The following is a 12,967-nucleotide window of genomic DNA, read 5'->3' on the forward strand; positions in this document are numbered from 1 at the left end:
GCATTGTCAGGAGGCAACCATGAGCGGCCACGACACCGACACCCGTATCGAAACCGATTCCCTGGGCGAGGTGCAGGTACCCAAAGCCGCTCGCTGGGGCGCCCAGACCCAGCGAGCAGTGGATAATTTCCCCATCAGCGGCCGCCCGTTACCGGAGCGTTTCATTCTGGCGGTGGTTCGCATCAAGCGCTGCGCAGCGGAAGCCAATCTCAAGCTGGAACAATTGCCGGCGGACAAGCAGGCCGCCATCGTCGGAGCCTGCAATGATCTGCTGGCCGGCCACCATCTGGACCAGTTTCCGGTGGATATTTTCCAGACCGGTTCCGGTACCAGCACCAACATGAACGTGAACGAGGTGATTGCCCACCTGTGCGCCGACGCCGGTTCCCAGATTCATCCCAATGATGATGTGAATCTGGGGCAGAGCAGTAACGACACCATTCCCACCGCCATTCATGTGTCGTCCGTGCTGGCTGTCACGGAGCAATTGCTCCCCGGTCTGGAGCACCTGATCGCGACTCTGGGGCTGCGTGCCCGTGAAGGTCGCGAGCTGGTGAAAACCGGCCGCACCCATCTGATGGATGCCATGCCGGTGACCTTAGAGCAGGAACTGCAGACCTGGGTGCTGCAATTACAGGATGCCAGCAGCCGGCTGGCCCGAGCCCGGGACGAACTGCTGGCCATTCCCCAGGGCGGTACGGCGGTGGGCAGTGGTATCAATGCCCACCCGGATTTTGCGGCCGCCTTTGCCGAGCAACTGGCGGACGAAACCGGGCTGGCCTTCAGGCCCATGCCGCACCCCTTTGTGGCCCAGAGTGCGCTGGATGCACCGCTCAATCTGTCCGCGGCCCTGCGCGGGCTGGCGGTGGTGCTGATGAAGATCAGCAACGACCTGCGCTGGATGAACTCCGGTCCCATTCATGGCCTGGGTGAATTGCAGCTGCCGGCCACCCAGCCCGGTTCCTCGATCATGCCCGGCAAGGTGAACCCGGTGATCTGCGAATCGGTGACCATGGTGGCGGCCCAGGTGATGGGGCTGGACCAGGCCAATGCGGTGGCGGCCCAGAGCGGCAACTTCCAGCTCAATGTGATGCTGCCGCTGGTGGCCAGCAACTTGCTGGACATGACCGCCTGGCTGGCCAACAGCTGCCGTAATCTGGCCGACCGGGCGATTACCGACATGACCTTCAATGAAGACCGTCTGGCCGAGGGCGTGGGCAAGAACCCGATTCTGGTCACCGCTCTGAATCCGGTGATCGGCTATGAGAAGGCGGCGAAGATTGCGAAGGAGGCCTTCGCCAGCGGCCGGCCGGTGATCGACGTGGCCGAAGAGCAATCAGACCTGTCCCGGGCCGAGCTGGAAAAACTATTGGACCCGAAAACCCTGACGCACCCCTGAATCCGTAGGGTGCACTGAGCCTAAGGCGAACTGCACCTTGACCACTGCTGGTGCAGTTCGCCTTAGGCTTAGTGCACCCTACGCACAGCTTTTCGCTCCTCGTGACTCGCTTCTCGCAACTCGCGCTAGACACAGCGTCTACACCGGGTAGTATTTTGTTACCTCAGGCGCAGCTGAACGGATGACCCGTGCGGGGGACTGTGTCAGTCTTGAACGCCTTACATACTCACAGGTATGGGCGCCTTGCCCCGCCCATATCGCCAGAATAACAAGGTAACGGAGCCACTATGAGCAGTAACCTCACCATCCAGCGCAGCCCTTCCGCCGTGGAGCCGCCGCTGGTGATCAACCGTATTCTCGAAGCGGGCGTGCAAAAGGCGCCGGCACAGACCATCACCTACGGTGACCGGGATTTTACCTACCGGGAATTTGAAGAGCGGGTACACCGTCTGGCCGGTGCTCTGGCCGCCCAGGGCATCAAGCCCGGCGACACCGTGGCAGTGATGGACTGGGACACCAACCGTTACCTGGAAGCCTTCTTCGCCATCCCCATGATGGGCGCGGTGTTGCACACCGTGAACGTGCGCCTGAGCCCGGAACAGGTGCTCTACACCATCAACCACGCCGAGGATGATGCCATCCTGGTGAACAGCGAATTCCTGCCGATCCTGGAAGCCATCAAGGATCGCATCGAGCCGGTGAAGACCTACATCCTGCTTGACGACGACGGCGTAAAAAGCAGCGATGCGCTGCCGCTGGCTGGTGAATACGAAGAGCTGCTGGCCAAGGCGCCGGCCCGCTTCGAGTTCCCGGAGCTGGACGAAAACACCCGTGCCACCACCTTCTACACCACCGGCACCACCGGCCTGCCCAAGGGCGTGTACTTCTCTCACCGTCAGCTGGTGCTGCACACCTTTGCCGGCCGGTCCTCCATGGCTGGTGTGGGTCAGGGACGTTTCAACGAAGACGACGTCTACATGCCGATCACCCCCATGTTCCACGTGCATGCCTGGGGTATTCCCTACATGGCCACCCTGATGGGCGTGCAGCAGGTGTACCCGGGTCGCTACGAGCCGGCCTCCCTGCTCAAATTGCTGGTCACCAAGAAGGTCACCTTCTCTCACTGCGTGCCCACCATCATCCAGATGTTGTTGCAGGCGGAAGCGGCCAAGAGCATCGACCTGAGCGGCTGGAAAGTGATCATTGGTGGTTCCGCTTTGCCCAAGGCCCTGGCCATGGGCGCCCTGGAGCGCGGCATCGACATCTACACCGGCTACGGCATGAGCGAAACCTGCCCGCTGCTGACCCTGGCGCAACTGACCCCGGAGCTGGAAAAGGCCGACCTGGAAACCCAGGCGGACTACCGCACCCGCACCGGTCGCCCGGTGGCCATGGTGCAGCTGCGTATCGTCGATGCGGAAATGAACGACGTGCCCCACGACGGCAAGAGCCAGGGCGAAGTGGTAGTCCGTGCCCCCTGGCTAACTCAGGGCTATCTCCACGACAAGGAAAAATCCGAAGAGCTGTGGGCAGGCGGCTGGCTGCACACCGGTGACGTGGCGGTGATGAGCGAAGACGGTTGGCTGAAGATCGTCGACCGCATCAAGGACGTGATCAAGACCGGCGGCGAATGGGTGTCTTCCATCGACCTGGAAGGCATGATCCTGCAGCACGCGGGTGTGGGTGAGTGTGCCGTGGTCGGTGTGCCCGACGAAAAGTGGGGCGAGCGCCCGGTGGCCCTGGTGGTCAAGAATGGCGAGGCGGACGAAGAGGGCATCAAGGCCCTGATGGCCGACTATGCCGACAAGGGCATCATTAGCCGCTACGGCATCCCCGATCGCGTTATCTTCGTGGATGAGCTGCCGCGCACCTCCGTGGGCAAGCTGGACAAGAAGAAGATGCGCGCCGAAATGGTGTAATGCCTCCACGGCGTCACATTACCGAGAAGCCCGCCACCCGGCGGGCTTTTTATTGGTGAACCAAGCAGACGCTGAATCAAAAGCCTTTTCACCACAGAGGGCACAGAGCACACCGAGGCAAAGAAGGTTTATCGTGGAGTAGAGTGAAAAATGGCTGCTGTGCCAACTTGCTGGCGATGGTGGTTGTGGTGCAGTTCGCCTTGAGCTCAGTGCACCCTAAGCAATCTGTGGTGGTGGGCAGGGATTCAGATTGCAGCTGCTGTCATCCGCCAGGCGAGCAAATTTGCGATAAGCAAAAGAACTGGGTTTTCTCGGTGTGCTCTGTGGCCTCTGTGGCCTCTGTGGTGAAAGCGCCGTTGGTTTTCTGCCCCTACGGCAAGAATCTGCGCGTAAACTGAATTTACTTCATAATTGCCTGTCACTTTAACCTGGACCCGTGATTTCAGCGTGGATGAATGGCGTAAGATTTTGTTGTCACAGGGAGTTTTCTGAAGAAGCGTCGTATCAGGGAATACGATCGACTGAAGAAAATGTTCTGTGGCGGCAAAGGCTTCCGTCAGGCGCCGCGATTAAGTCACGGATCCAGGTTTTACGCTCCCTCTACAAATTGCTTGCATAATTGGCCGTTAGACTTCCCTTTCGGCTTGTTGCGACTAACACTTTGGAGACGTTCATGAAGCGGATTATCGCCGCCCTGATATTGGTGGTGCTGGTAGGTGCTGGCCTCTGGTGGGCCCTGGCACCCGCGCCGGCACCCATGGGGCAGCGTCCGCCCACGGTGGTTAACCTGGCGCCGAGTATTGAGCGTTCCCTGTTTGATCGGGTGGAAGCGGTGGGTACGGCGCGGGCCGCCCAGGCAGTGACCATCCTTACCGAAGTGCCTGGCCGGGTGGCGAAGATCCATTTCCGCCAGGGCCAGAAGGTGGAAGAGGGTAAGGTGCTGGTCACTCTGGATGATCGCAATGCCAGCGCTGAGCTGGCGCGCAGCGAAGCGGAATACCAGCGTGCGTTGAATGATTTCCAGCGCGGTCAGAAACTGGTCAAGAGCCGCGCTATTTCCCAGTCGGAAGTGGATAGCTTCCGCACCACCCTGGATGGCGCCAAGGCCAGCCGCGATGCCGCCCGGGCCAATTTCAACGATCACACCATTCGCGCCCCCTTTGCCGGCGTGGTGGGGTTGCGGCAGGTGGATGCGGGGGGGTACCTGCAAACCGGCGATGCCATTACCACCCTGGATAACCTGGGGTATATCGAAGTGGATTTTCAGGTGCCGGAACGCTACCTGGCCCGGCTGGTTTCCGGCCTGCCGGTACAGGCTCGCAACGAGGCCTTTGCGGATCAGGTGTTCGAAGGCAACATCACCGATCTGGATTCCCGAGTGAGCACGGCGAGCCGCAGCCTGACGGCCCGCGCCCGACTGGAAAATCCCCAGGACAGGATTCGTCCGGGGCAGTTCCTGCGCGTGTCCGTACAGCTGGCCGAGCGCGATGCCCTGCTGGTGCCCGAGCAGTCGATCATCACCCAGGGGGCGCAGAGCTATGTGTTCACTGTCACCGCCGATAACACCGCCGAGCGTCACCCGGTGACCCTGGGTGGTCGTCGTGATGGCTGGGTGGAAATCACCAGTGGCCTGACCGGCAAGCCGGATGTGGTGGTCAATGGCCACTCACGGCTGGGTAGCGGTCAGGCGGTGCAGGTGCTGGATAACCCTGAGGCCTTGCTGCCGGGGCAGCGGGCCCTGCTGGAACCCGCCTCGCCGGACGCCGATAAGGCGGACAGCGAGGCCGCTGCATGATTCTTTCCGATATCTCCATCAAGCGACCGGTCTTCGCCACCGTCATCAGTTTGTTGATTGTGGTGTTCGGCATCAGCGCACTGATGAAACTGTCGGTGCGCGAGTACCCGGACATTGATCCGCCGGAAGTCTCCATCTCGGTGGACTATGCCGGCGCTGCGCCGGAAGTCATCGATACCCAGATTATCCAGGTGATCGAAGGGGCCGTGGCCGGGGTGGAAGGGGTGCGCAAGATCGAATCGCGCAGCCGGCTCGGCTCCGCCCGTACCAGTGTGGAATTCAATCTGGACCGGGATGTGGACGTGGCCGCCAACGACCTGCGTGATGCGGTGTCGCGGGTGTTAAACCGGCTGCCGGAAGAAGCGGACACCCCGGTGATCGCCAAATCCGACGCGGATGCCCGGCCCATCATCTGGGTAACCCTGACCAGCAGCACCCTGGCCCCCCAGGAGCTCACCGACTTTGCCGAGCGTTCCTTGGTGGATCGTTTCGCGGTGCTGGATGGTGTGTCGGAAGTCTTCATCGGCGGCGAACGCCGCTACGCCATGCGCGTCTGGCTGGACCGCCAGAGCATGGCTGCCAACCAGGTCACCGTCACCGATATTGAACAGGCCCTGCGCAGCAACAATGTGGAGCTGCCCGCCGGGAAGCTGGAATCCCAGTCCCGCGCCTTTACGGTGCGGGCGGACAATCGCCTGTCCTCGGTGAACGAGTTTGAGGATCTGGTAGTGCGCCGCCAGGGCAATTACCTGCTGCGGGTGGGCGATGTGGCCCGGGTGGAGCTGGGTGTGGAAAGCGATGACACCGTGTTGCGCGCCAATGGGGAAACCGCCATCGGCCTGGGTATCATCCGCCAGTCCAAGGCCAATACCGTGGCGGTGTCCGATAACGTGCGGGCGGAAATCGAGGCGGTGAGCAGCAGCTTGCCGGCGGATATCAGCCTGGATGTGAACTACGACGAATCCCTGTTTATCCGCGCCTCCATCAAGGAGGTGCTGGTCACCCTTGGCATTTCCGTGGTGCTGGTGATCGCGGTGATCTTCGCCTTTCTGGGCAATCTGCGCGCTACCCTGATTCCGGCGGTGACCATTCCGGTATCGATCATCGGCGCCTTTATCGGCCTGGGCATCATGGATTTCTCCATCAACGTGCTCACCTTGCTGGCGCTGATCCTGGCCATCGGCCTGGTGGTGGACGATGCCATCGTCATGCTGGAAAACATCCAGCGGCGTATCGACGAAGGCGAGAGTCGTCTGGTTGCCGCCTATCTCGGTGCCCGCCAGGTGGCCTTTGCGGTGGTGGCTACCACCCTGACTCTGGTGGCGGTGTTCGTGCCGATCTCCTTCATGGGCGGCGATGTGGGCCGGCTGTTTGGCGAGTTCGGCTTTACCCTGGCCTCCGCGGTTATCATCTCCAGCATCGTCGCCTTGAGTCTCGCGCCCATGCTCTGTTCCCGCTGGTTGCACCGGCACAGCGTCAAGGAGCTGCAAGGCGAGGGCAATGCGTTTGAGCGTGCCCTGCAAAAACTCAACAGCGGTTATGCCCGCAGTCTGGCGGCGGCCCTGGGCAAACCCTGGCCGCTGGTAGTGGGCTGTGTCGCCCTGTGCGTGGTGGCGCTGCTGGTGTTCCGTGGGTTGCCCCAGGAGCTGGCTCCCACCGAAGACCGGGGCGTCTTTATTATCCCGGCCTCGGCGCCACAGGGGGCCACCGCCGAATACAGCCTGCATCATGTGAAGGAAGTGGAAAACATCATGGCGCCGCTGGTAGAAAGCGGCGAGGCGGAACGGGCCTTGTCCATCGTCGGTTTCCGGGGCGTTACCGAGCGAGCCTTCAGTATTGTGCGGCTCAAGGACTGGGGCGAGCGTGACCGCTCCCAGCAGGAGATCGTCAACGAAGTGCGAGGCAAGCTGTCCCAGGTGGCAGGTCTGCGTGCCTTTGCGGTGAACCCGCCGGGGCTGGGTCAGAGTGCGTTTAACCAGGCCCTGGAAGTGGTGGTGGCCGGGCCGGACTATGACCAGGTGTTGGCCTGGAGCGAAACACTGATGGAGGCCATGGCGGAAAACCCGGGGCTGACCAGTATTGATACGGATTTTGAACAGACCCAGCCACAGCTGGACGTAACGCTGGATCGGGAGCGGGCCGCGGATCTGGGCATCACCGCGACCGATGTGGGTCAGACCCTGCAAGCCATGTTCGCTACCCTTACCGCGTCCACCTACGTGGACCGGGGCCGTGAATACGATGTGCTGCTGGAAGCAGAAAAACGCAACAGCCAGGGTCCCGACGATGTGTTGCCGATTTATCTGCGCGCCGCCAACGGTGAGCTGGTGCCGTTCTCCAGCGTGGTAGAACTGACCACCACCGGGGATGCGCCGGAATTGCGCCGGGTGGATCGGCTACCGGCCATCACCCTGTCCGCCAACCTCGCGGACGGCTACGACCTGGCCACGGCGATGACCTATGTGGAAGATCAGGCTCGAGAGCGCCTGCCCCTGGATGCACGTATCGGTTACAAGGGCATGGCCGAAGAACTGCAGGAATCCGCCGCCGCCATCCTGGTCACCTTTGCGCTGGCGTTGGTGATTGTATTCCTGGTGCTGGCCGCCCAGTTTGAAAGCTGGATACACCCGCTGATCATCATGCTCACCGTCCCCCTGGCCCTGGCCGGGGCGGTGCTGGCGATCTGGGTCACCGGCGACAGTCTCAACATCTACAGCCAGATCGGCATGATCATGTTGCTGGGGCTGATGGCCAAGAACGGCATCCTCATCGTGGAATTCGCCAACCAGTTGCGCGACCAGGGGCTGGCGGTGAAAGAGGCGGTTTACCAGGGCGCCATCGTGCGCTTCCGCCCGGTACTGATGACCGGCATCTCCACCATATTCGGTGCCATTCCGCTGGTGCTGGCCACCGGCGCTGGCGCGGAAAGCCGCTTCACCATCGGCGTGGTGATTCTCGGCGGGCTGCTCTTTGCCACCGTGCTGACACTCTTTATTATCCCGGTGTTGTACCAGTGGCTGGCCCCGTTCGCCTCTCCGGCGGATGCGGTGAAACAGCAGCTGGATAAAGAGATGGGCCAACCGCAGGAGTAGGAGCGTCGTTGGCGGCGTGATCCAGATGGCGTGCTACTAGAGGGGGACGGAGTTGCAAGCTACAAGCTTCAAGCTACAAGGCGCGAGAAAGGGGGTAGCGGCATTACACGCCGTGCCCGCGACCGCACAGCTTGAAGCGCGGAATCCATTCTCTTCAGGCTGGCTACGCGACCGTTTCGCGTTGCAGCTCGAAGCTTGTAGCTTGCAGCTTTATTCATGACCGACTACGAACTGATCCGCAGCAAACGCCGCAGCCTGGAGCTGCGCGTGCTGGAAGATGGCCGGGTGCAGGTGCGGGCGCCGCAGCGGGCGCCGTTGCGCATGGTGCAGGCGTTTGTGGACAGTCGCCGCCAGTGGATTCGCAGTCAGCAGCAGCGCCAGGCCAGCCGGCCTCGTCAGCGTTGGCAGGATGGCGCGTCCTTCCCGTTCCGGGGCCAGCCGCTGACCATGGATGTCTCTGCCGGGCGGAGCGCGGTGGCCGTATCCGGTGGCTACCTGCAGATTCGGGTAGCTGACCCGGACAGCGAGGCGGCGGTGCAACAGACGCTGGAAGGCTGGTTGCGCAAACAGGCCCGCTCCCTGTTTGAAGACAGCATCACCCGCCAGTTTCCCTGGTTCGCCAGCCAGGGCTATTCACGGCCGGCATTGCGAGTGAAGAAAATGCGTACTCGCTGGGGATCATTGTCGGCCAAGGGCTACATCAACCTGAACATGGCGCTGCTGCAGTATCCGCCAGCGGCGCTGGATTACGTGGTCATGCATGAGTTGTGTCACCTGCAACACATGGATCACGGCCCCGGTTTCCACGCCCTCATGGACGCCCGCATGCCCGACTGGCGCCAGCATAAACAACTCCTCGACCAGCCGTTTTTCCAACCCTGATGATGGATGCCGCCGTAGGAGCGGCGCTTGAGCCGCGAACCTGCTTGCGAAGGCTTTCCCAAGTACGGTTCGCGGCTCAAGCGGCGCGCCTACAGCCAGGTTGCATTCCAGTAGGGGTAATCGGCCAATCGGCTAACAAGTTTCGCCCGTAGGGGGTTAGCCACAATATAGCGCGCAACATCCTTGATGGACTCTTCCTGACGGAGCGCGTGGTCATGATATCCCTTCTGCCAGATGGGCATTCCGCAACGCCGTGCCGAAGAGGATTTGAGCATGTTGATGGTATGAGATAGCGAGTAGCGCTCCCCAAGCATAAATAACCAATGCAGATGATCTGGCATCACAACAAAGCAAAGGGTTGAACTGGCGAGGAGTTGATCCGAGCGGTGAATGCTGCGGCAAAGCTCACGGGCATGGAGATGATCTGAAAACCAGTCATGCCGACCGTGGGTCACGGTAGTGATGTGGTAGATGTTATTGACCTGGGAGTGCCGACCTTTTCTCAGGTTCTGCCCATGACATTTATAGTTCATGGCAAAAGATTGGGCGTCGCCGTTACCCCCAGCAATCAGCCATGGCTGAAGTTTTTGTAGGAGCGGCGCTTGAGCCGCGAACCGAGCGTAGCGAGGGACGGCTTTCCCAAGCAGGTTCGCGGCTCAACCGCCGCTCCTACGGCAATAAGACGGCAGGGGGGCCAGACATAAAAAAAGCCCGCCGAAGCGGGCTTTTTCTTGCTAATGCAATCGCTTATTCAGCAACTACGTTAGCAGCCTGCGGACCTTTTGGGCCCTGCTGGATCTCGAAGGAAACCTTCTGACCCTCAGCCAGGGTTTTGAAGCCTGAGCCGGTAATTGCGCTGAAATGAACGAATACGTCCGCACCACCATCGTCCTGAGAAATGAAACCAAAACCCTTGGACTCGTTAAACCACTTCACAGTACCTGTAGCCATGTGAATCTATACCTCGAAACTATTACTTTGAGTGTTGCTTGCAAACCATGTTGGGCGGTGTTCGGAGACAACTTCAGCTTCACGCAGGGAAGACAATTACCAAACTAATCCACGGCCATAATTCGCAGCCATTTCCGACTTTACCCTCCTTTTTTGGCGAGCACCACCCCTTTTTATGGCCGGTTAAACGGGTAGTTATAACGCCGTTGTCACAAAGCGAACCACCATGCTGTGTTGCTCGTCAGGGCCCAGCAACAGGGCGTTGTCGAGGACACGGGCGGTTTCAATACAGAGCATTCTCTGCCAGGCATCATCAGCAAACTGCGTCAGGCGCCGACTTTTGTCGATCCAGGGATTCCATACCACCGCCGACCGACTGCCGGAGGCCGACAGGGTCAGCCGACGCTGCCAGCCGGGATCATCAATATGCACAGTGTCGGGCAGTTGTAGATACAGTCGGTCGGTCTCGGCGACAAAAGTCAGCGGGCTTTCCTGTCGATGGGATTGCCAGTCATCCAGAGCGTCCACGTAGGGGCAAGTCTCCAGGCCATGTACCGTCACCTGCCGCGAGTCTGATACCGCAAAGTAACTGTGCAGAGCCTGGCTGATCCATACCGGCGTGTTGCCATGGTTATGGTTATTCAGTGCCAGGCTCAGGCCATCGTCCAGGCGTACGGTCAGAGTGGGCTCCACGGCGGGCAGGGATTGCCGGTCGGCCTGATTCGACAGGCCGAAGTGCAGAGTGATGCCGTCGCTATCTTCCCGGGTGTGTTGCAGAGTCCAGGGCTGCTGACGGACCAAGCCGTGGGCGGGAGGCTCTGCCAGTGCATATTGCTGGCGGATCTCTTCCGGGTTGAAATCCAGGCCACCGAACCAGGGCCAGCACACCGGCACCCCACCGCGAACACCCTGACCCCGCTGATAGGCGGCCTTCTCACTGAGCCAGATCAGCGGATGCTCACCGTCCCGTTGATACGACAGCACCTGGGCGCCCTGTTCGGCAATCACCAGGGTCTGGTGACGGTGGCGAATTTCCCAGCAGGGCAGGTCGCCGCGGATAATCTGTGTAACGGATGCGGTCATGCCTTCTCCGGGAAAATGCAGGAGTGTTGCTCTGTCTGCGCCACCAACCACGTGGCTCTGGGGGCGGGGTTATTTAATCCCCGCCGCAATCTCCAGCTCACGGATGGACTGCTCCAGATAGTCCAGCAGTCGCTGCATGGAAGGCAGGGTGCGACGGCAGGCAATCAGGCCGAATTCCAGCTGATCCTGATAGCTGGTCAGGGTGATGTTGAGGGCGATGCGATCCAGCACGATGGACACCGGATACATGCCTTTCAGCTTGGCCCCATTCCAGTACAGCGGCTCCTTCGGTCCGGGCACGTTGGAGATCACCACATTAAAGGCTCGCCATTTCGGTGCCAGCCCGGTGAGCAGGTTGAGACCGGTGGGGGCCATGGTCAGGGCGGTGAAGTTGAGGATTTCCTCCGGGCTCATCTGCGAGAAGCGCTCTTTCGCTTCCTGTACCGAGTCGTGTACCACCCGCAACCGGTTGGCCGGGTCGCAGATGTGGGTGCCCAGGTTGGCCAGGATCATGCCGATCTGGTTGCCCCCAGCGCTGTCATCCTGACGCAGGCTCATGGGCACCATGGCAATCAGCGGCTCGTCGGGCAGGGCGTTCTGGCTGATCATGTACTCACGCAGGGCATGGCCGCACATGGCCAGCACCACCGTATTGACGGTACAGCCGAACGCCTTGGCGATGACTTTCAGCCGTGACAGGGAATAGCTCTGCGCGGCAAAACGGCGTGACCCGGTAACGGTCTGGTTGAACACGGTGTCCGGGGCCTGAAAGATGGACACATAGTTCTCATCCTTTTTGGCTTTTTGGCTCACCTTGTAGATCTCGCGGGCGAGGCCCGGCACGGTGGCCGCCTGTTTGCTCAGGCCTGCGCCGAGGCGCGCCAGGCTGGAGGCCACATCCACCGGGTTGCTGGGCAGTGAGCGGCTGCGTTTTTTCGGCTCATAGGCCCACACCGGCGGCAGTTCCCGTTCATCCGGATCGGTGGACAGGGCGCGCATGCCCATGCGCATGGCAGAGATGCCATCCACCACGGAATGGTGAATCTTGGTATAGAGGGCGAACTGACGACCGCGGATACCTTCGATCAGATGGGCTTCCCACAACGGCCGCTCACGGTCCAGCAGGTTGGAATGCTCGGCGGAAACCAGCGACAGCAGCTCACGGATGCGTCCCGGCTTGGGGAGGGCCTCGTGGCGGAAGTGATGGTCGATGTCGAAGTGCTTGTCCTCGGTCCAGTAATACTGGCCCAGGCGCCGGGTCAGTCGCTGATTAAACGGCGCCACCGGGGAGCAGTAGTCGCGCATGTGCCGGGCGAGCTCGCTGACATATTTCGGGCCTGCATCTTCCGGGAAGGAAAACAGCTGCAGACCGGCTACATGCATGGGCTGCTGGCGTTTTTCCAGCCACAGGAAAAGTTGATCCACCGGGCTAAGCGCTTTCATAGAGTCCCCTTCGTCATTTTTATATCCCTGAACACAACCACAACAATTACCTGATAACGGCAATGCACTCTCTATGCCAAGGGAAGATCATAGTAGCAAAGCCGCATTCGGGTCACTGTGTGCAAGGTGTAAATCGGCGGGCGATGCGGTAAATGCCGCCGGATGGAACATTGATCAATGGCAGTGTGTCCGGGAAAATGGACAGACACCTCCACCCTGAAGACCGGGTTGTCGATTGGCAAGCCGGGTGGGCGATGGCGCCGTCGGCAAGGTCGTTGCGGCAAGCAAAATGACCGGCGCAGGCTACGAAATACGCCTTACATTCACCAGGAAAATACCGAACATAGATCATATTGATTATGTTTATGGGTCTACTGCCTCTAGAATGCGCCGCATCGGTAGA

General features: G+C 60.6%; 9 protein-coding genes. 5 read left to right on the forward strand and 4 right to left on the reverse strand.

Going from position 1 to position 12,967, the window contains the following annotated elements; genetic code table 11:
- Window positions 1–19: 19 nt before the first annotated feature.
- The 5 genes from ACMG4N_RS02835 (at window position 20) to ACMG4N_RS02855 (ending at window position 9,087) form a co-directional block, all read left to right on the forward strand.
- Complete coding sequence (locus tag ACMG4N_RS02835) at window positions 20–1,399, forward strand: class II fumarate hydratase (protein ID WP_414432875.1); 1,380 nt, start codon at window positions 20–22, stop codon at window positions 1,397–1,399.
- 287 nt (window positions 1,400–1,686) lie between these two features.
- Window positions 1,687–3,318, forward strand: a complete 1,632-nt coding sequence (locus tag ACMG4N_RS02840; protein WP_414432876.1) for a fatty acid--CoA ligase — start codon at window positions 1,687–1,689, stop codon at window positions 3,316–3,318.
- Window positions 3,319–3,991: 673 nt separating this feature from the next.
- A complete protein-coding gene (locus ACMG4N_RS02845; protein WP_414432877.1) occupies window positions 3,992–5,113 on the forward strand; it encodes an efflux RND transporter periplasmic adaptor subunit in 1,122 nt (373 codons plus the stop codon).
- Window positions 5,110–8,205, forward strand: a complete 3,096-nt coding sequence (locus ACMG4N_RS02850; RefSeq protein WP_414432878.1) for an efflux RND transporter permease subunit — start codon at window positions 5,110–5,112, stop codon at window positions 8,203–8,205. Before ACMG4N_RS02845 ends, ACMG4N_RS02850 begins: the two co-directional genes overlap by 4 nt.
- Before the next feature lie 216 nt (window positions 8,206–8,421).
- Window positions 8,422–9,087, forward strand: coding sequence for a M48 family metallopeptidase (locus ACMG4N_RS02855; RefSeq protein WP_414432879.1), 666 nt, complete (start codon window positions 8,422–8,424; stop codon window positions 9,085–9,087).
- An 89-nt stretch (window positions 9,088–9,176) separates the two neighbouring features.
- Here ACMG4N_RS02855 and ACMG4N_RS02860 read toward each other — a convergent pair whose 3' ends face one another.
- From ACMG4N_RS02860 to ACMG4N_RS02875, 4 genes are all read right to left on the reverse strand, one after another.
- The gene (locus ACMG4N_RS02860) at window positions 9,177–9,620 is read right to left on the reverse strand and encodes an REP-associated tyrosine transposase (RefSeq protein ID WP_414432880.1); all 444 of its coding nucleotides are present in this window, start codon (window positions 9,618–9,620) and stop codon (window positions 9,177–9,179) included.
- Between the two features lie 214 nt (window positions 9,621–9,834).
- The gene (locus ACMG4N_RS02865) at window positions 9,835–10,038 is read right to left on the reverse strand and encodes a cold-shock protein (RefSeq protein WP_011590014.1); all 204 of its coding nucleotides are present in this window, start codon (window positions 10,036–10,038) and stop codon (window positions 9,835–9,837) included.
- Window positions 10,039–10,233: 195 nt separating this feature from the next.
- Window positions 10,234–11,121 carry a D-hexose-6-phosphate mutarotase gene (locus ACMG4N_RS02870; RefSeq protein WP_414432881.1) on the reverse strand — a complete coding sequence of 296 codons (888 nt, stop codon included), beginning with the start codon at window positions 11,119–11,121 and terminating at the stop codon, window positions 10,234–10,236.
- A 69-nt stretch (window positions 11,122–11,190) separates the two neighbouring features.
- On the reverse strand, window positions 11,191–12,564 hold the full coding sequence (locus ACMG4N_RS02875) for a WS/DGAT/MGAT family O-acyltransferase (RefSeq protein WP_297767720.1): 1,374 nt from the start codon (window positions 12,562–12,564) through the stop codon (window positions 11,191–11,193).
- Between the last annotated feature and the right edge of the window lie 403 nt (window positions 12,565–12,967).

Origin of the sequence: Alcanivorax sp. IL2, from assembly GCF_047495475.1 — a bacterium.
In the GTDB taxonomy this organism is placed as follows: Bacteria; Pseudomonadota; Gammaproteobacteria; order Pseudomonadales; family Alcanivoracaceae; genus Alcanivorax.

What these genes read in the sequence shown, in the direction of transcription:
- ACMG4N_RS02840 (WP_414432876.1), top strand. Translation starts at nt 1,687, where the DNA reads ATGAGCAGTAACCTCACCATCCAGCGCAGCCCTTCCGCCGTGGAGCCG.
- ACMG4N_RS02870 (WP_414432881.1), bottom strand. Translation starts at nt 11,121, where the DNA reads ATGACCGCATCCGTTACACAGATTATCCGCGGCGACCTGCCCTGCTGG.
- ACMG4N_RS02865 (WP_011590014.1), bottom strand. Translation starts at nt 10,038, where the DNA reads ATGGCTACAGGTACTGTGAAGTGGTTTAACGAGTCCAAGGGTTTTGGT.
- ACMG4N_RS02845 (WP_414432877.1), top strand. Translation starts at nt 3,992, where the DNA reads ATGAAGCGGATTATCGCCGCCCTGATATTGGTGGTGCTGGTAGGTGCT.
- ACMG4N_RS02875 (WP_297767720.1), bottom strand. Translation starts at nt 12,564, where the DNA reads ATGAAAGCGCTTAGCCCGGTGGATCAACTTTTCCTGTGGCTGGAAAAA.
- ACMG4N_RS02855 (WP_414432879.1), top strand. Translation starts at nt 8,422, where the DNA reads ATGACCGACTACGAACTGATCCGCAGCAAACGCCGCAGCCTGGAGCTG.
- ACMG4N_RS02835 (WP_414432875.1), top strand. Translation starts at nt 20, where the DNA reads ATGAGCGGCCACGACACCGACACCCGTATCGAAACCGATTCCCTGGGC.
- ACMG4N_RS02850 (WP_414432878.1), top strand. Translation starts at nt 5,110, where the DNA reads ATGATTCTTTCCGATATCTCCATCAAGCGACCGGTCTTCGCCACCGTC.
- ACMG4N_RS02860 (WP_414432880.1), bottom strand. Translation starts at nt 9,620, where the DNA reads ATGAACTATAAATGTCATGGGCAGAACCTGAGAAAAGGTCGGCACTCC.